Origin of the sequence: Spirillospora sp. CA-108201, assembly GCF_050936235.1 — a bacterium.
Lineage (GTDB): Bacteria > Actinomycetota > Actinomycetes > Streptosporangiales > Streptosporangiaceae > Spirillospora.
Map to the genome: position 1 here is coordinate 853,120 of NZ_JBNJNE010000001.1, position 16,642 is coordinate 869,761.

Sequence of the window (16,642 nt, forward strand, 5' to 3'; positions counted from 1 at the left end):
CATGCCATATCCAACCTGGGTCCGGCAGCACGTCGCCGCACTGCGCGCCCTGCTCGTCCTCACCGCGGTGTGCGGCGTCGCCTACCCGCTCGCCGTCTTCGCGGTCGCCCAGATCCCGGGGCTCAAGAGCCGGGCCGACGGGAGCGTCGTGAAGACCGCCGACGGCCGCACGGCCGGCAGCGCCCTCATCGGCCAGGCGTTCACCGGAAGGGACGGGAAGCCGCTCAGGCAGTACTTCCAGAGCCGGCCGTCCGAGGCCGGGAACGGCTACGACCCGACCTCGACGGCCGCGAGTAATCTGGGTCCTGAGGACATCGTGGACACCCTGCCCGGCCCGAAGGCGGGCACGGCGGGGGAGAGCGGCGGGCGGAGCCTGCTCACCCGGGTCTGCTCGCGCAGCAAGGCCGTCGGCGACCTCGAAGGCGTCAGCGGGGCGCGCCCGTTCTGCACCCCGGGCGGGGTCGGCGCGGTGCTGGCGGTGTTCGGGCGTCGGACGGCCGGCGGCACCGTCCCGCACCCGACCCGGGTGGTGAGCCTGAACGAGGAGCAGGGCATGGTGAAGGCGCCGTTCATCGCGACCTACAAGGGCGTCCCCGTGGAGCCGGCCCGGTCCGGGGAGGACTACGCCGACGGCCTGGTCGTCCCGATCAGGGGCGGCGCGCCCGCCGATCCCGCCGTCCCGGCCGACGCGGTCACCGCGAGCGGCAGCGGCCTGGACCCGCACATCTCGCCCGCCTACGCCGCGCTCCAGACCCGCCGGGTCGCCGGGGCCCGCGGCGTCGCCCCCGGCCGGGTCGGGCGGCTGGTCGAGGACAGCACCGACGGCCGCGACCTCGGCTTCATGGGCGAGCCGCGGGTGAACGTCCTCAAGCTGAACATCGCGCTGGACCGCGAGTACCCGGTCCGCGGCTGAACCCGCGAGGGACCTCGGCGACTGGAGGTGTGATGAGGCGCGGCAGGTTGCGCGTCTACCTGGGCTCGGCGCCCGGCGTGGGCAAGACCTACGCCATGCTCGCCGAGGGCGGCCGCCGCGCGGGACGCGGGACCGACGTCGTGGCCGGCTTCGTGGAGACCCACGGCCGGCCCCGCACCGCCGCGCTCCTGGAGGGGCTGGAGATCGTCCCGCGCGCCGACCTCTCCTACCGCGGCGCGAGCTTCACCGAGATGGACGCCGACGCCGTCGTCGCCCGGCACCCTCAGGTCGCGCTCATCGACGAACTGGCGCACACCAACGTGCCCGGCTCCCGCCACGCCAAGCGCTGGCAGGACATCGAGCGGATCCTGGACGCCGGGATCGACGTCGTCACCAACGTCAACATCCAGCACCTGGAGTCGGTGAACGACGTCGTCGAGCAGATCACCGGCGTGCCGCAGCGCGAGACCGTCCCGGACGAGGTCGTGCGCCGGGCCGACCAGGTCGAACTCGTCGACATGACACCCGAGGCGCTGCGCCGCAGGATGGCGCACGGCAACATCTACCCGCCCGAGAAGATCGACGCCGCGCTCGGCAACTACTTCCGCGTCGGGAACCTCATCGCCCTGCGCGAGCTGGCGCTGCTGTGGCTGGCCGACAAGGTCGACGACCAGCTCGACCGCTACCGCGCCGACCACGGCATCGCCGGGACGTGGGAGGCGCGCGAACGCGTCGTCGTCGCCCTCACCGGCGGACCCGAGGGCGACACCCTGATCCGCCGCGCCGCCCGCATCGCCGACCGCACCAAGGGCGCCGACCTGCTGGCCGTCCACGTCGCCCGCAGCGACGGGCTGGCCGGGGTGAGCCCGGCGAACCTGACCCGGCAGCGCGCCCTGGCCGAGAGCCTCGGCGGCAGCTACCACCAGGTCGTCGGCGCGAACGTGCCGGACGCGCTCCTGGACTTCGCGCGCGGCGTCAACGCCACCCAACTCGTCCTCGGCGCGTCCCGGCGCGGAAAGATCGCGCAGCTGTTCTCCCCGGGCGTCGGCGTCACGACGACGGCGCGGTCCGGCTCCATCGACGTGCACCTCGTCACGCACGAGGAGATCGGGCAGGGGCGCCGCTGGAGGGCGCTGCGGGCGGCGGGGCTCCCGGCCGGACGCCGCTACGCCGGGTTCGCGCTGGCCGCGGCCGGGCTGCCGCTGCTGACCCTCCTGCTGGTGAACATGCGCTGGCAGGTGCCGCTGGCCAGCGACATCCTGCTCTTCCAGGCCGCGGTGGTCGGGGTGGCGCTGGTGGGCGGGCTGTATCCGGCGCTGTTCGCCGCGGTCGGCGGTTCCCTGCTGCTGAACTACTTCTTCACCCCGCCGACCGGGCAGTTCACCGTCCAGCGGCCCCAGGGGCTGCTCCAGATCGCCGTCTTCGTCGTGGTCGGGGTGACGGTCAGCACGGTCGTGGACGTCACCGCCCGCCGCGGCAGGGAGGCGGCCGGCGCCCGAGCCGACGCGGAGGTGCTCTCCACCCTGGCCGGGGACATCCTGCGCGGCGAGCACGGCGCCGCCACCGTCCGCGGGCATCCCTACGACGCGCTCGGCGGCATCCTCGAAAGGCTCCGCGAGACCTTCGCGCTGACCACCGTGACGCTGCTGGAACGCGACCCCGACGCGCCGGTGACCCCCGACAGCCTCAGCGACCCCGGCTCCTGGGGCATCGTCGCCAGCGCCGGCGGCGAGCCCTGCACCAGCCCGGACGCCGGGGACTCCGACATCCTCATCGAGGACGGCGCGCTCTCCCTCGTCCTGCGGGGCCGGACCATGCCCGCCTCGGACCGCCGCGTCCTGGAGGCGTTCGCCGCCCAGGCCGCCGTCGCGCTGCACCACCGGCGGCTCGCCGACAGGGCCCGCCAGGTCCGGCCGCTGGAGGCCGCCGAGGAGATGCACACCGCGCTGCTCACCGCCGTCAGCCGGGACCTGCGCGCCCCGCTCGCGTCCGCGCGGGCGGCCGTCGAGAGCCTGCGCGGCGCCGGCGCGGCCCGGACCGGTGAGCGCCACGACGCGCTGACCGCCACGGCCGCCGACTCCCTGGCCCGGCTCGACCACCTGGTGGCCGACCTGCTGGACATGAGCCGCCTGCAAACCGGCTCGCTCGGGATCTCCGCGCGCCGGGTCGCCGCCGACGAGGCCGTCCCTCACGCCGTCGGCGAGGACGACCGGGAGGCCGTCGAGCTCCGCATCCCCGGGGGCCTGCCCGAGATGGTCGCCGACCCGGCGCTGCTGCGGCGCGTCCTGGCCGACGTCATCGCCGACGCCGTCCGCTTCAACCCGCCGGGCGCACCCGTCCTCGTCACCGCCAGCGCCCTCGGCGACCGGCTGGAGATCCGCGTCATCGACCGCGGGCCCGGCATCCGGCCCGCCGACCGCGGCCGCCTGTTCCAGCCGCTCCAGCGCCTCGGCGGCCGGGACGGCGAGGCCGGCGTCGACCTGGCCCTCGCCCGCGGCCTCGCCGAGGCCATGGGCGGGGACCTCGCCCCCGAGGAGACCCCGGGCGGCGGCCTGACCATGGTCCTCACCATGCCGACCCGGCCGCCGCGACCTCCGCGGCCGCCCGCGGAGGCGCCCCCCGCACCGCCCGAGGGCGCCCCGGAGCCCGACCTCGCCGACCCCCTGATCGTCGACCGCGTCGCCGCCTGGCGCGACCGCATCGGCCACGGCAAGGAACGTCCGGCCCCTCCGGACGGCCGCGGGCGAGGGTGACGGCGCGGCTATACAGGGCAGGTCCGGCCGATGTGGTGGTCGCACCTGATGGCAAGGCGGCAGCCCTGCGGTCACGATGGAGGCTGAGAACACCAGGTAAGGGCTCCGGACGGCAGGGGAGGGTGCATGACCAAGGGCCTCCCAAGGGAGCAGCTGCTGCCCGGCTTCCTCACGTGGACGTCGCTGGCCCTCCTGGCGTGCCTCGTCCTGATCATGTTTCTGGTCGTCGCGTCGGCGCGGGTGGTCCCCGAGGGGGAGCGCCTCGTGGTCACCCGCCTCGGCGGCCCTCCCGCCGTGCGGGGGCCCGGCCGCACGCTGGTGGTGCCGGGCGTCGACCGTTGGGTCCGCGTCCCGCTGAGATGGGGTCCCCTCGACGTGTGGCTGGAGGCCCCCACCCGCGACGGGGTGCTCCTGCGGCTGAAGGCCGTGGCCCTGATCTCGGTGTCCGACCCCGCCCGCCACGCGCTGCGGCCGGTTCCGGAGGCGGCGGCGATCAGCGTCATCCTGGAGGACCATCTGCGGCGCCATGTGGCGGACCGGCTCCTGGGCGAGCTGGGCGGCCTGGCCCCGGGCCGGGCCGCCCCCCTGACCGCCGACCTGCACGACGCCGTCGCCGAGTGGGGCCTGGAGATCATGATGCTGGAGGTCGTCCGGGCCGACGTCCCCCTCGCCGGCCTCCACCGCTGGCTGACCGGCATCACCCCCGCCCCGCCGGCGTGAGCCGCTCCCTCCCGCCCCTGACCGCCACCAGCGCGACCATGACGAGCGCGGCGGCTCCGCCGAGCAGCATGATCGTCGACGGCGACGTGCGGTCCATGACGGCCCCGCCGAGCAGGGCGCCCGTCGACAGCGTCGCCTGGAACGAGGCCGTGAACAGCACGGAGGCCGCCTCCGGGGCGTGCGGGGCCGATCTGGCGAACCAGGCCTGCGAACAGACCGGGACGGCGCCGTAGCCGGCGCCCCACAGGACGAGCAGGGCGATGGCGCCCGGATCCCACCGCCCGAGGAACGGGAGGGCCAGCGTGGCGAAGGCGATCAGCCCCCCGGCCGCACCGAACGTCGCGTGCGGATGCCGGGTGAGGGTCGCGCCCGCCAGGAAGTTGCCCAGAACGCCCGCGGCGCCGTAGGCCAGCAGGAACACCGTGATCAGCCCCGGGCTCACATTCGTCACCCGTTCCAGGAAGGGCGTCACGTAGGTGTAGGCGCCGAAGTGCGCGAGGACGATCAGGGCGGTCACCAGGAGCGCGTACCGGGTGCCGGCGCTCCGCATCATGCCGCGCAGCGCGGTGAGGCGGGCGGCCCCCTCGGCGGGCAGCGGGGGGACGAGCACGGCGAGCGCGACGAGCACCGCCGCCGACAGCAGGCCCATGACCGCGAAGCCGGCCCGCCAGCCCGCGAGGTCCCCGACCAGCGTCCCCAGCGGCACTCCGACCACCGACCCCAGGGGAACGGCCGAGAAGATCACCGCCGTCGCCCGGCGCGCCGACCGCGCCGGGACCAGCCGGCCGGCCAGGCCCGCGCCGATCGACCAGAAGCCGCCGATGACCACTCCGACGAGGACGCGTGAGACGAGCATCGCCCAGTAGGCCGGGGCCGCCGCGGCGACGAGGTTCGCCGACGCCAGCAGGAACATGCACGCGCACAGCAGGAGCCGCCGGTCGATCCGCGCCGCCGCGACGGTGACCGTCGGCGCGCTCGCCGCCGCGAGGTATCCGGGCATGGTCATCATCAGCCCGGCCGTCCCGTCGGAGACGGTGAGGCCGGAGCCGATGGACGTCAGCAGCCCGATCGGCAGGATCTCGGTGGTGACGATCGCGAAGATCCCCATCATCACCGAGACCACCGCCGGCCAGCCTGCCGCGGCCGGCCGGGTCGTCGCAGGGCCCTCGGCCGTGGTGGTCGCTGTGGACATCGGGTTCCGTCCTGTGAGGAGGCAGTGGTCGCGCTCACCCACTCAACAGGCGTCACCCGCGCGGATCTGGCGGGTTCACGACGTCATGGTCGGCCCGCCATCGGCGAGGCCGAGGCCCGGGGTGTCCATGAGGCGGCGCAGCATCATCAGGGGCAGCAGCGCGTCGAGCGCGTCCCGGTCGACGGCGGCCGCGCCGTGCCCCTCGATCAGCGGCCCGGTCTCGGCGCCGCGGGGAGACCACACCGTCCTCGGGAAGCGGTCCTTCCGGGCCGTCGAAGGCCGGGCTCGCCAGCCCGGCACGGATCAACGGAGCGAGCCGATCGTCGGGCGCCCACCCGGTCCGGATCAGCGCCCGCCGGTCGCCGACGTCGAGCCGCCCGCACACGGGTGCGCGCGCTCGGTCGAGCGGCTCGGCCCAGCGCCGCCGTGCGGCGTCCTCCGCAGAATGGCTTTCCGCCGGGGCCGGCGATCGGCCGACCGTCCAGTTCGATGTATGTTTATAGCACAGATTGTTCTGATAAGGTAATCCGGAACAGCAAACAAAAGAGCCGTTCCGGCTCTTGGTTCGCTCCGCAACACGGGGTGCAGCCAAGGAGCCGGGATCGATGATTTCGGGACTTCTTGGTGCGCCTTGGTGATCAAGGAGATCTCGTGAATCGACAACATGGGCCGTCGCGGGCGAAGCCCGCGCGGCCCGATAGGCGCTCGCCATTCGACGGGCTGAGTGCGCAGGACAAGAAAGTGCTCGCGTTGGTCGTGTTCTCCGACGTGAGCAACGTGGCCAAGGGCTAATTCCTGGTGGCCGTGGGCGTGACGGAGCGCTTGGGGGCCGCCACAACGGGCCTCGTCAGCGCCCTGTTCGGAGCGGCGGTCTACTGGATCGTGTATCCGCCGTCGCGGAAGACGGTCCGGTCCCAGTGGAAGACGTTCCTCCCGATGGGTGTCGCTCTGGCGGTGAATCACATCGTCTACCAGTACGTCCTGAGGTGGGTCCACCTTCAGATCCTCGCGCCCCTCATGTCCGTCTGCACAGCGGTGTTCATGATGGGCCCCGATGTCGTGCGCGACATCAGGGAGAAGAAGTACTCGACCGTCCTCCGGCCGTTGCTGGCGCTGCTGGGAACGTTGGCGCTGGTGAACGATCCGGCCGTCGAAGAGGACGGAGGGAATTTCTCTGATGCGATCCCGGACATTCACGTCCTGGGTCAGGGAATTCCCGACTGGGTCCTGGGCGTCGGTGTCGTCGCCCTCGCCGCCGCCACCTACGCACTCCACAACTGGTGGCTGTCGGTGATCCCTCGTCCACTCAAAGGGCAGGTCAACACCCTCGCCTTCTTCGTCTCCCTCCCCGTCTTCGCGACCGTCGCGTGGACCGGGGAAGGCGGAGTCGGGATCCTCACCGGTGAGAGTCGGCCGTACCTGCTGATCTGTGCGGGGACGGGGGCGCTCGGCACGCTGCTCGTCGGCGTGACGACGATCAAGGCGTACGAGCAGAACCTTCGGCCCACTCTGTACCTATTGGTATGTACACTGATGGGATGGGTGCCAGGGAGCGGTTGGTCGAGAGTGCGCGGGAACTGCTGTGGGAGCGCGGGTACGTGGGGACCAGCCCGAAGACGATCCAGCAGCGGGCCGAGGCCGGTCAGGGCAGCATGTACCACCACTTCGCGGGCAAGGAGGAACTCGCTCGCGCCGCCATCGACCGCACCGCCGAGGAGATGCGCGCCGCCATCGACGCGCAGCTGTCCGCCCCCGGGACGGCCGTCGAGCGCATCGCCGCCTACCTGCGCCGGGAGCGGGACGTCCTGAGGGGCTGCCCCATCGGCCGGCTCACGCAGGATCCCGACGTCATCGCCGCGCCCACGCTGCGCCGACCGGTCGAGGAGACCTTCGCCTGGCTGCGCACCCGGCTCGCGGCGGTGCTGCGGGAGGGGGTGGATCGCGGTGAACTGGAGCCGTCGGTGGAACCCTCGCCGACCGCGACCGCGATCGTCGCCACGCTCCAGGGCGGTTACGTCCTCGCCCGCGCCGCGGGCGCCCCCGAGCCCTTCGACCAGGCGGTCGAAGGGATCCTCGCGCTGCTCGACGCGCGCACCGTGCGCTGACCTTCGGAGACACGGCATGCAGATAACCCATGGATCCGCCCGTGGCGTCGCCGCCCCGTCCGAATGGTTCACCGGTGACGCCTGGATCGTGCCGGTGGCCGAGCCCGGGGGAGGGGCCGGGACACAGGTCGACAGCGTCTGCTTCGCCCCTGGAAGCCGCACGGTGTGGCATCGGCATCCGCTCGGGCAGGTGCTGGTCGTCACCGAGGGCACCGGGCGTGTGCAGCGTCGCGGTGGGCCGGTGGAGACGATCCGGGCCGGAGACACCGTGCACATCGCGCCCGGCGAGTGGCACTGGCACGGAGCCGCGCCCGACGTTCCGATGACGCATCTGGCCGTCGAGCCCGTTCCAGGCGACGGGTCTTCCGCCGAGGCCGGGGAGCCGGTCGGCGACGGCGAGTACGGCGGCCGCGCGGAGGACGTCCCGCCGGTCACGCGCACGGTCCTGCTCGACCAGGTGTTGGCGGCGCCTCGCAGCACGCATCGGGTCGAGGTCCGGCGCATCACCATCGCTCCCCGCCACGCGGCCGGACTGCACGTGCACAACGGGCCGGTCTTCGGCAGCATCGAGACCGGGTCGGCCGTCTACCAGGTCGAGGGCGAAGCGGCGGCGGTCCTCGGCCCCGGCGACGTGTTCCACGAGCCCGAGGGCGCCCGCATCGCGCGCTTCGACGCCGAGGATGACGGCGTGACGTTCCTCGGCTACTTCCTGCTCGCCGCCGGCGAGGCCGCCGAGATCGAGTTCCCCGGTCGCTGAGCGCGGCGGCGGGTCAGGCGCCCAGGCGCCCAGGTGCCGCACCGTCGTCAGGGCGGACCGCGGCGGGCCGGTCAGTCCTCGATGGTGATGCCGAGCTCCGCGGCGAACGCGTCCAGGAGGCCCATCGCGTCGCCGCTCGCGACGATCGCGCCGTGGAAGGAGTCAAGGCCGGCGACGCCGCGCAGGTCGCAGCCCCGGAACCGGACCGTTCTCATCTTCGCCCCGGAGAACTGCGCGCCGCCGAGCCGGCAGTTCTCGAACCGGACGTCGGTCATCTCGGCGGACTGGAACGTCGCCTCGGCCAGGTTGCAGTCACGGAACACCACGTCCCGCAGGCGCGCGAACCTGAAGCCGGCGAGGTCGGCGCGGCAGCCCTCGACCAGCACGTCCCGCAGCCCGCTCTCGGCCAGCTGCATCCCCGTCATCCGGGCGTTCACGATCTGCGCGCTGAACATCCGCGAGTTGAACGCCCGCAGGTTCGCCAGGTCCGCGCCGATGAACGCGCAGTCGGCGAACCCTGCCCTATGCAGGACCAACCCGGAGAAACCGGTCTGGGTGAAACGGCAGCGCTCGAACTCGACGTCCTCGACGCCGTCCGGATCGTCCATGGAGAGGGTGTCCGCGCCGTACTCCAGCGACAGGTACGTCCCATCGTGCCGGATGTGCCGCTCGACCTTCCCGGCGGGAGTGAGCCTTCGGGGGATCTGCGGCGCCTTGGGTTCTCTCACCGGGGAGGCGGGGGTGCGAGCGGGCATGCGGCCGACCCTACTAGCCGGCGGCGCTCGGCCCGCATGGCGCTTCGCCACAGTGCCTGTAGCGAGAACAGGCGGTCTTCGATCACTTCGCCACCAAAGAGGACCTGGTCTCCGGCCACGCAACGCGGTTCGAGGCGGTCCTGCTGGACGCCGTCCGGAACCGGGGGACGCCTCGGTCCTTCCGATGGACAGCCTCCCGGCGTCGACCGCGCGGTGGGCGCGGATCGGGTCGCGGTGGCCGAGTTCGCCGAGCCACCGGCCGCCGGTAGGGTGCCCGCGTGCGGATCTCCCAGTACGCCTACTTCGCCGTGAAATCGACGCGGATGTCGCCGGCAGAGATCACGGCTCGGCTGGGCGTCGATCCGGACGAGAGCGTCGTGCGCGGCGGCCGCGACGCGCGTCCGCCCCGTCCGCGGCACGTCTGGCGGGTCGTCTGCCGGCGGCCGCACCTCACCGTGGACGAGCAGATCGCGCGGATCGTGGACAGGCTCTTCGAGCACGCCGAACGCATCGGCGCCCTGGTCGCGGAGCTGGACCGCGCGGACGGAGAGATCTGCACCGGCACGCTCCAGGTGGTCCGGGTGTTCGAGGATCCGGAGGGCGAGGAGGACGACCTGACCGGCCCCGGGGAGGGCATGGAGAAGCTCGCCGGCCAGCACCGGCTGCTGGGCTGGCACCTCGACGCGCGGACGCTGGAGTTCCTCCGGCTGACGAGAGCGGAACTGGACGTCGACGAATACGCCTACGGGTGACCCCGCTCCGCCTGGCGCCGTCCCACCGGTCTGAGCCCCGGAACGTTTCGGGCGAGTCCACCGGGTCGCCGCGGCGGCGGCGCGCATCGGGCGGCGGCCGCGGACGCCGTTCGCAAGTGGTGGCCATGGCCGGAAGGGAGAGTCGTGCAGGGAGCGTTGCAGGCGGGAGGATGGGGCCTGCTGGCCGGATCGGCGCTGGTCGCGGGGGCCCTGGTCGGCTTCCTCGTGCCGGTCCCGGCCCGGATCACGGCGAGCGTGATGGCGTTCGGCAGCGGCGTCCTGCTGTCGGCGGTGTCGTTCGACCTGATCGCCGAGGCGAACGAGCGGGGCGGGCTGACCCCGACGGCGATCGGCGCGGTGACGGGCGCGGTGCTCTACGCCGGCGCCAACGCCGTCCTGTCCTGGAGGGGCGCGCGGCACCGCAAGCGCTCGGGCGGGCAGCAGCCGTCGGAGGAGCAGCGGCCCGGATCGGGGGGCGCGATCGCGCTGGGCGCGCTGCTGGACGGCGTGCCCGAGTCCATCGTGATCGGCGCGAGCCTCCTGGGCGGCGGCGCCGTCAGTGCGGTCACCGTGGTCGCGGTGTTCATCAGCAACGTGCCCGAAGGACTCTCCAGCGCCTCCGGGATGCGCCGGGCGGGGCGCGGCCGCGGGTACGTCTTCGGGCTGTGGAGCGGGATCGCGGCGATCAGCGCCCTGGCGGCGGTGGCGGGCTACACGGTGCTCGGCGACGCCTCCGCCGACGTCCTGGCCGGCATCACCGCCCTGGCCGGCGGCGCCATCCTCACCATGATCGCCGACACGATGATCCCCGAGGCCTACGAGGACACCCACCTGTTCACCGGCTTGATCACGGTCGTGGGGTTCCTGGCGGCGTTCGCCCTGTCCCACGCCTGACCCGCGGGCCCGGCTCCCCGCGCCAGGGTGCTCCGGCTCGGCGGGGGTCATGCGGGACGAGGCCGTCGGTGAGCGGCCCCGCCCCGTGACCGGCGGAGTCGTGGGGCGGGGCCCGCGCCGGCGGGCCACGCGACCGGCCGCCGACATCTCCTTCAGCGCCGCCGACCGCCCTCGTGTCACCCGACCCGCGAGGACGGCCCGGCGAGCACGTGCCCGAACCGGCCGCCGCCGGCTAGCCGTTCTGTCCCGTGAGGTCGGCGATCAGGACGCGGCCGGAACCGAGGGACCGTCTGCTGCGGACGGGCATGGTGAGACGCCCGGCCAGCGCGAGCAGATCGGTGTCGTCGGCCACCGCGTAACCGTGCTCTGCCAGAAGCGTGCGCATGGCGGCCGGTGTCCAGGCGGAGCGCCACGGTTCGTGCGCCATCGGGTCGGGCTGCCGGGACAGCCGCCGCATCGCGCGGGCCGCCGGTCGGCCGAGCGAGGCGACCAGCGACGGGGACTGGTAGTGGACGACGAGCCGGCCTCCCGGCGCGGAGGCTCCGGCGAGGGCCCGCACCGTGGCCGCCACCTCGGCGCGGGCCAGGTAGGGGACCACGCCCTCCCAGAGCCAGGTGGTGGGCAGGTCGGTCCGGTACCCGGCCGCCTTCAGGGACTCGTCGAGCCTGTCGGCGGTGAAGTCGACGGGCACGAAAGTGACGTCGCCGGCGGGCGAGGGGAGGGCGGCGGCGCGCTGCCGCTTGTCCTGCTGCGAACGGGGGTGGTCGACCTCGAAGACGGCGGTTCCGGCCAGCTCGGGCATCCGCCACGCCCGTCCGTCCAGGCCGGCGCCCAGGATCACGACCTGCGGGTCGGCGCGCTTCCTGACGGCGTCGTCGATGGCGACCGTCCGGGGCACCAGCCCCTCCGCCGTGGCCCGCAGGAACTCGTACTCCATCCGGGGGCCCCAGCCCTCGGGAGGCTCCCCCGAGCGGACCCGTTCCACGGCGACCAGTTCGTCCGGACGGAGCAGGGCCGACGCGGTGGGATCGTCGAACCGGCCGGGAGCCAGGCGCCCGTGCGCCACGGCCCGGGCCTGGCAGACGAGCACGGCGGTGCGGCTGCCCTCCGTCTTGTCCATGCCGGATCTCCCTTCGTCTTGTGGCCGTCCGGCCGCCTGGCCGGACGCGGCGCGCGTACTCTCATGATGATGCGGCTCGATCTCATCACGATCGTCGTGGACGACTACGACGACGCCGTCGCGTTCTTCACCGGCGCTCTCGGGTTCGACCTGGTGGAGGACTCGCCCTCGCTCACCAACGACGGGCGTCCGAAGCGATGGGTGGTCGTCCGGCCGCCGGGCGCCCGGACGGGCGTCCTGCTCGCCCGCGCGGACGGCCCGCACCAGGCCGCCGTGGTCGGGAACCAGGCAGCCGGGCGCGTGGGGTTCTTCCTGCGGGTGGAGGACTTCGACGCCGCTCACGAACGCATGACGGCCGCCGGCGTCGAGTTCGTCACCCCGGCCCGCTCCGAGCCCTACGGGCGCGTCGCCGTCTTCCTCGATCTCGCCGGCAACCGCTGGGACCTGCTCGGTCCCGCCGGGGACGTGCCGCGGGCCTAGTAGCGGCAGTTTTACACCTGGCGGCCGGAACCGCGGGCGCGCAGGGCCGACAGTTCCTCGTTCATCGCGCGGAGGAAGCGCAGGATGAGGCGCAGTTCGTCTTCGCCGAACCCGCTCCGCGCCGCATCGGTGCTCTCGGCCAGCGGGCGGAAGTACGCGCGGCCCATGACCATCGCGGACGGCTCGTACCGCAGGTGGACCACCCGGCGGTCGGCCGGGTCGCGCGTCCGGGTGACGTGGCCCAGGCGTTCGAGGCGGTCCAGGCAGGCGGTGACCGCGCCGGAGGTGATGTTCAGCTCCTCGCGCAGCCGCCCGGGCGTCATCGGGCGGCCGGGGGTGCGCAGCGGCGCATCCATGATCGCGACCAGGGCCTGGACGTCGGTGGGGTGCAGGCCGCTGGCGTGGGCGAACTCGTGCGCGATCCGGTTGAACTCGGCGTTCATCCGGCGCAGTTCGACGGCGAACGACCGCAGGCCGGCGGGGCCCTCCGTCTCCTGCGTTCCCTCGGCCATGCCGATCAGGGTACATTAATTCAATCATTGAGATAGTTAATGATTGAGGTATTAGTGGGTAGAGCCGCGGCAGGCCGAACTCGCCAGGAGGAACCGATGGGAACTCCGTCCCGCCCGATCCGCTGGGCGATCCCGGCCGTGCTGCTGCTGGTCTGGCTCGCCATCGGCGGCGCTCTCGGCCCCTACGCGGGGAAGCTCGGCGAGGTCTCCACCAACGACCAGGCGGCCTTCCTGCCGCGCAGCGCCGAGTCCACCCAGGTCCTGCGGGCGCAGCAGGCCTTCGCGGAGAAGGAGACGGTGCCCGCCATCGTCGTGTGGACGGCGGACGGCCGGGTCTCCGACGCCCAGCGGGACGCGGCCACCCGCGCGCTCGCCGGCCTGCGGGGCGCGCCCGGCACGCTCGGGGCGCCGTCGCCGGCCCTGCGCTCGGACGACGGCCGGGCGCTCGAGGGCGTCGTCCCGCTGCGCCCCGACCTCGGCGACGAACTGCCGGCCGCGCTGGACCGGGTCCGCGCGGCCGCGAAGACCGTTCCCGGAACGAAGGCGCAGATCAGCGGGCCGGCCGCCACCCAGGCCGACCTCTCCGACGCGTTCGCCGGGATCGACGGGCTGCTGCTGGGCGTCGCGCTCATCGCCGTCCTGGTCATCCTGCTGCTGGTCTACCGCAGCGTGCTGCTCCCGCTGGTGATCATCCTCGGGGCGGTGTTCGCGCTGGGCCTGGCGTGCGCGGTGGTCTACGCGCTGGCCAAGAACGACGTCGTCAGGGTCGACGGCCAGGTCCAGGGCATCCTGTCGATCCTGGTCATCGGCGCCGCCACCGACTACGCGCTGCTGCTGGCGGCCCGCTTCCGGGAGGAGGCCGCCGCGGGCCGGGACCGCTTCGCCGCCGGATGGGCGGCGGTGCGCGGGTCGTTCGGCGCGATCGTCGCCAGCGCCGCCACGGTCGCGCTCGGCCTGCTCGCGCTGCTGCTCAGCAACCTCACCAACAACCGGGCGCTCGGGCCGGTCGGCGCGATCGGCATCGTCTGCGCCGTCCTCGGCGCGCTCACGTTCCTCCCGGCGGTCCTCGTCGTGCTCGGACGGGTCGCGTTCTGGCCCGCGAAGCCCAAGCCGCCGGCCGAGGGCGCCCGCGGGGGAAGGAGCCTGTGGGCGCGCGTCGCCCGCCTGGTCGACCTGCACCCGCGCCGCGTCGTGGCCGGAACGGGCCTCGCCCTCATCGCCTGCGCCGCGTTCGCCCCGGGGCTGCGCGCCCACGGCGTCCCGCTGGACGAGACGTTCATCAACGACGCGCCCTCGGTCGCCGCTCAGCGGACGCTCTCCCAGCACTTCCCCGGCGGTTCCGGCCAGCCGGCGGTCATCATCGCGAACGCGGAGCGGGCCGCGGCCGTGACCGACGCCGCCGCCCGGACCGAGGGCGTCGCGGGCGCGGCGCCCGTCGGCGCGTCCGGCCGCCCCGGAGGCCCGCCCAAGGTCGTGGACGGGCGGATCCGGATCGACGCGACGCTGAAGTCGGCCGCCGACAGCGACGCCGCGAAGGGCGCCCTCCAGCGCTTGCGCACCGCCGTGCACGGCGTCCCCGGGGCGGACGCGAAGGTCGGCGGCTACACCGCCCAGCGGTTCGACACGCAGCGGACCGCCGCCCACGACCGGACCGTCATCATCCCGGTCGTCCTGGCGATCATCCTGGTCATCCTGGTGGTGCTGCTGCGCTCGCTGCCGCTGCCCGTCCTGCTGATCGCGACCGTCGCGCTGAACTACGTCGCCACGCTCGGCGTCGCGGCCCTGGTGTTCCGCCACCTGTTCGGTTTCACCGGCCTGGACGCCTCGGTGCCGCTCTACGGTTTCGTCTTCCTGGTCGCGCTCGGCGTCGACTACAACATCTTCCTGATGTCGCGTGTCCGGGAGGAGACGCGACATTGGGGCGTGCGGGAGGGCGTGCTCCGCGGCCTGACGGCGACCGGCGGCGTCATCACCTCGGCGGGGGTAGTGCTGGCCGCCACGTTCGCCGCCCTGGTCGTCATCCCGCTGTCGTTCCTGGCGCAGATCGCGTTCATCGTCGCGTTCGGCGTGCTGCTGGACACGCTCGTGGTGCGGTCCCTGCTGGTCCCGGCGCTCGTCCGGATGATCGGCCCCAAGGTGTGGTGGCCCACCCGCTTCACCGACCAGCCGCAGAGGACCGGAACGGCCGAGACCGTCCACTCCGTCCCGGGCGACAGGTGACGGGGCATGGGCAACACCTTCGAAGCCCTGGGGACGTCCGAAGGGGATCTCTATCTGTCCAACGGCGGGACCGACGTCTTCTTCGACGTGCTCACCCTCGCCGGGTGCGCCCTCGCCGGATCCGCCTGGGAGAGCAATCTCGTCCTGCTCTTCGCGGACGGGCACCGCATGAGCCGCGGCTGGGACGGGTTCGACCTGAACTCCCTGCCGTGGACCGCGAACTGGCGAGCCGAGAAGGCGTTCCTGCTGCGCGTCGTCGACCTGGCGATGACGCGTCACGGCTGGGACCTTCTCACGTACGACCCGCCCTTCGCCCTCGACTACCTGCGCCGGTACCGCGCGATGGTGGACCGATGGCCCGCTCCCGCCGCCGTGGAGACTCCGGCGACGCGGCCCGACTGGAGCGTCCCGCCGCCTCCCGAGTTCCTGCGCCGCTGCCCGGAGCACGGCGTCTACGAGGGCGCTCTGAGCTGCCGCCTCTGCGATCCGGCTCTCCAGCCCCTGCCCGAATAGCGGTCCGGAGCCGTCTCAGGATCCGGTGAAGTCGTCCCGGGACAGGCCCTTCTCCGCCATCTTGTCCTCGAGTTCGGCGCCCAGCTCGGTGCGCGCGTCAGATCGCGGTTCGCGCTCCTTGCCGGGCTCCACCTGATCGGTGTCCTCGGTCTTCGGAGCGTTCTCCTCCGGCGTGGTCAACTCCGCCCCCTCGATGTCGAACGAGTCACCGGCTGGCCCGGCCACCGGATACGGCTACCCGGCCACACCCGGCTCTAACGACCGAGGTCGGCAAGCCCTTCGCCCGGCGGGCATCGGGCAGGCGCCGGAGACGGTGCCGCGGCCGGTGGCGTACGTCACAGGGCGGAGCCGTCACGGGGGACCGGGCGCCGGCATCTCCATGACCGTCAGGACGCCGCGCGGACGATCCGCGCGGCGCGCACCTCCACAGGCTAGGAGCACGGCATGGAACCCCGTCTGAACCTGATGACCAACGAGTTCGCCGCCAAGGTCGGCAAGCGGTTCGCCGCCGTCAGCGTGGCGATCCAGGGGTCGTCGCTGCCCCGCGACCTCCAGGAGCTGGTGATGCTGCGCGCCAGCCAGATCAACGGGTGCGGCTGGTGCGTGGACCTCCACACCAAGGAGGCCGCGGCGGCCGGGGAGACCGCGGTCCGGCTGCACCTGGTCGCCGCCTGGCGCGAGTCGACCGTCTTCACGGGGGCCGAGCGGGCCGCGCTGGCGCTGGCCGAGGAGGGCACCCGGCTCGCCGACGCCTCCGAGGGCGTCTCGGACGAGACGTGGGGCCGGGTGCGCGAGCACTACGACGAGGACCAGATCGCCGCGCTGGTCTACCTGGTGGCCATGATCAACGCCGCGAACCGGCTCGGTGTGATCGTGCGCAACCGGGGCGGCTCCTACGAGCCCGGCATGTACGCCGCGCTGGGGAGCTGATCGGCGGGGGAGGGGCGGCGGAGGGG

At 73.5% G+C, this 16,642-nt stretch carries 17 protein-coding genes; 11 read left to right on the forward strand and 6 right to left on the reverse strand.

The genetic code is table 11. The features are described from left to right. Window position 1: 1 nt before the first annotated feature. The 3 genes from ACQEU6_RS04135 (at window position 2) to ACQEU6_RS04145 (ending at window position 4,386) form a co-directional block, all read left to right on the forward strand. Entirely contained in the window at window positions 2-913 is a 912-nt protein-coding gene (locus ACQEU6_RS04135; RefSeq protein ID WP_499329255.1) for a potassium-transporting ATPase subunit C, read from the forward strand. Between the two features lie 32 nt (window positions 914-945). Continuing rightward, window positions 946-3,666 (forward strand): sensor histidine kinase, encoded by a 2,721-nt coding sequence (locus tag ACQEU6_RS04140; protein WP_499329256.1) that lies wholly within the window; start codon window positions 946-948, stop codon window positions 3,664-3,666. A 126-nt stretch (window positions 3,667-3,792) separates the two neighbouring features. After that, a complete protein-coding gene (locus ACQEU6_RS04145; protein ID WP_499329257.1) occupies window positions 3,793-4,386 on the forward strand; it encodes an SPFH domain-containing protein in 594 nt (197 codons plus the stop codon). Here ACQEU6_RS04145 and ACQEU6_RS04150 read toward each other — a convergent pair. Then, window positions 4,364-5,578 carry an MFS transporter gene (locus tag ACQEU6_RS04150; RefSeq protein ID WP_499329258.1) on the reverse strand — a complete coding sequence of 405 codons (1,215 nt, stop codon included), beginning with the start codon at window positions 5,576-5,578 and terminating at the stop codon, window positions 4,364-4,366. The two genes, ACQEU6_RS04145 and ACQEU6_RS04150, sit on opposite strands and share 23 nt — an antisense overlap. A gap of 75 nt (window positions 5,579-5,653) precedes the next feature. Further along, the gene (locus ACQEU6_RS04155; protein WP_499329259.1) at window positions 5,654-5,821 is read right to left on the reverse strand and encodes a hypothetical protein; all 168 of its coding nucleotides are present in this window, start codon (window positions 5,819-5,821) and stop codon (window positions 5,654-5,656) included. Window positions 5,822-7,116: 1,295 nt separating this feature from the next. Here ACQEU6_RS04155 and ACQEU6_RS04160 point away from each other — a divergent pair. Further along, window positions 7,117-7,683 carry a TetR/AcrR family transcriptional regulator gene (locus ACQEU6_RS04160; RefSeq protein ID WP_499329260.1) on the forward strand — a complete coding sequence of 189 codons (567 nt, stop codon included), beginning with the start codon at window positions 7,117-7,119 and terminating at the stop codon, window positions 7,681-7,683. Between the two features lie 16 nt (window positions 7,684-7,699). Further along, window positions 7,700-8,440: a cupin domain-containing protein gene (locus ACQEU6_RS04165; RefSeq protein WP_499329261.1), complete on the forward strand. Its 741-nt coding sequence runs from the start codon at window positions 7,700-7,702 to the stop codon at window positions 8,438-8,440. 71 nt (window positions 8,441-8,511) lie between these two features. Here the strand turns inward: ACQEU6_RS04165 and ACQEU6_RS04170 are convergent, their stop codons facing one another. Continuing rightward, entirely contained in the window at window positions 8,512-9,195 is a 684-nt protein-coding gene (locus ACQEU6_RS04170) for a pentapeptide repeat-containing protein (RefSeq protein ID WP_499329262.1), read from the reverse strand. 278 nt (window positions 9,196-9,473) lie between these two features. On the opposite strand from ACQEU6_RS04170, the gene ACQEU6_RS04175 reads away from it, so the two are divergent. Continuing rightward, window positions 9,474-9,947, forward strand: coding sequence for a DUF4279 domain-containing protein (locus tag ACQEU6_RS04175; RefSeq protein WP_499329263.1), 474 nt, complete (start codon window positions 9,474-9,476; stop codon window positions 9,945-9,947). 144 nt (window positions 9,948-10,091) lie between these two features. Next, entirely contained in the window at window positions 10,092-10,841 is a 750-nt protein-coding gene (locus tag ACQEU6_RS04180; RefSeq protein WP_499329264.1) for a ZIP family metal transporter, read from the forward strand. A 232-nt stretch (window positions 10,842-11,073) separates the two neighbouring features. On the opposite strand, the gene ACQEU6_RS04185 is transcribed toward ACQEU6_RS04180, so the two are convergent. Then, a complete protein-coding gene (locus tag ACQEU6_RS04185; protein ID WP_499329265.1) occupies window positions 11,074-11,961 on the reverse strand; it encodes a class I SAM-dependent methyltransferase in 888 nt (295 codons plus the stop codon). Between the two features lie 69 nt (window positions 11,962-12,030). Here ACQEU6_RS04185 and ACQEU6_RS04190 point away from each other — a divergent pair, with 69 nt between their 5' ends. Next, window positions 12,031-12,441 (forward strand): VOC family protein, encoded by a 411-nt coding sequence (locus ACQEU6_RS04190; protein WP_499329266.1) that lies wholly within the window; start codon window positions 12,031-12,033, stop codon window positions 12,439-12,441. A gap of 11 nt (window positions 12,442-12,452) precedes the next feature. On the opposite strand, the gene ACQEU6_RS04195 is transcribed toward ACQEU6_RS04190, so the two are convergent. Next, window positions 12,453-12,953, reverse strand: a complete 501-nt coding sequence (locus ACQEU6_RS04195) for a MarR family winged helix-turn-helix transcriptional regulator (RefSeq protein ID WP_499329267.1) — start codon at window positions 12,951-12,953, stop codon at window positions 12,453-12,455. A 96-nt stretch (window positions 12,954-13,049) separates the two neighbouring features. Between ACQEU6_RS04195 and ACQEU6_RS04200 the strand changes: the two genes are divergently transcribed. Together ACQEU6_RS04200 and ACQEU6_RS04205 are read left to right on the forward strand one after the other, a co-directional pair. Next, window positions 13,050-15,173 carry an MMPL family transporter gene (locus ACQEU6_RS04200; RefSeq protein ID WP_499329268.1) on the forward strand — a complete coding sequence of 708 codons (2,124 nt, stop codon included), beginning with the start codon at window positions 13,050-13,052 and terminating at the stop codon, window positions 15,171-15,173. Between the two features lie 6 nt (window positions 15,174-15,179). Continuing rightward, a complete protein-coding gene (locus tag ACQEU6_RS04205) occupies window positions 15,180-15,686 on the forward strand; it encodes a hypothetical protein (RefSeq protein ID WP_499329269.1) in 507 nt (168 codons plus the stop codon). 15 nt (window positions 15,687-15,701) lie between these two features. Here the strand turns inward: ACQEU6_RS04205 and ACQEU6_RS04210 are convergent, their stop codons facing one another. After that, window positions 15,702-15,866 carry a hypothetical protein gene (locus tag ACQEU6_RS04210; protein WP_499329270.1) on the reverse strand — a complete coding sequence of 55 codons (165 nt, stop codon included), beginning with the start codon at window positions 15,864-15,866 and terminating at the stop codon, window positions 15,702-15,704. Window positions 15,867-16,130: 264 nt separating this feature from the next. Between ACQEU6_RS04210 and ACQEU6_RS04215 the strand changes: the two genes are divergently transcribed. Then, the gene (locus tag ACQEU6_RS04215) at window positions 16,131-16,616 is read left to right on the forward strand and encodes a carboxymuconolactone decarboxylase family protein (protein ID WP_499329271.1); all 486 of its coding nucleotides are present in this window, start codon (window positions 16,131-16,133) and stop codon (window positions 16,614-16,616) included. Window positions 16,617-16,642: the final 26 nt, after the last annotated feature.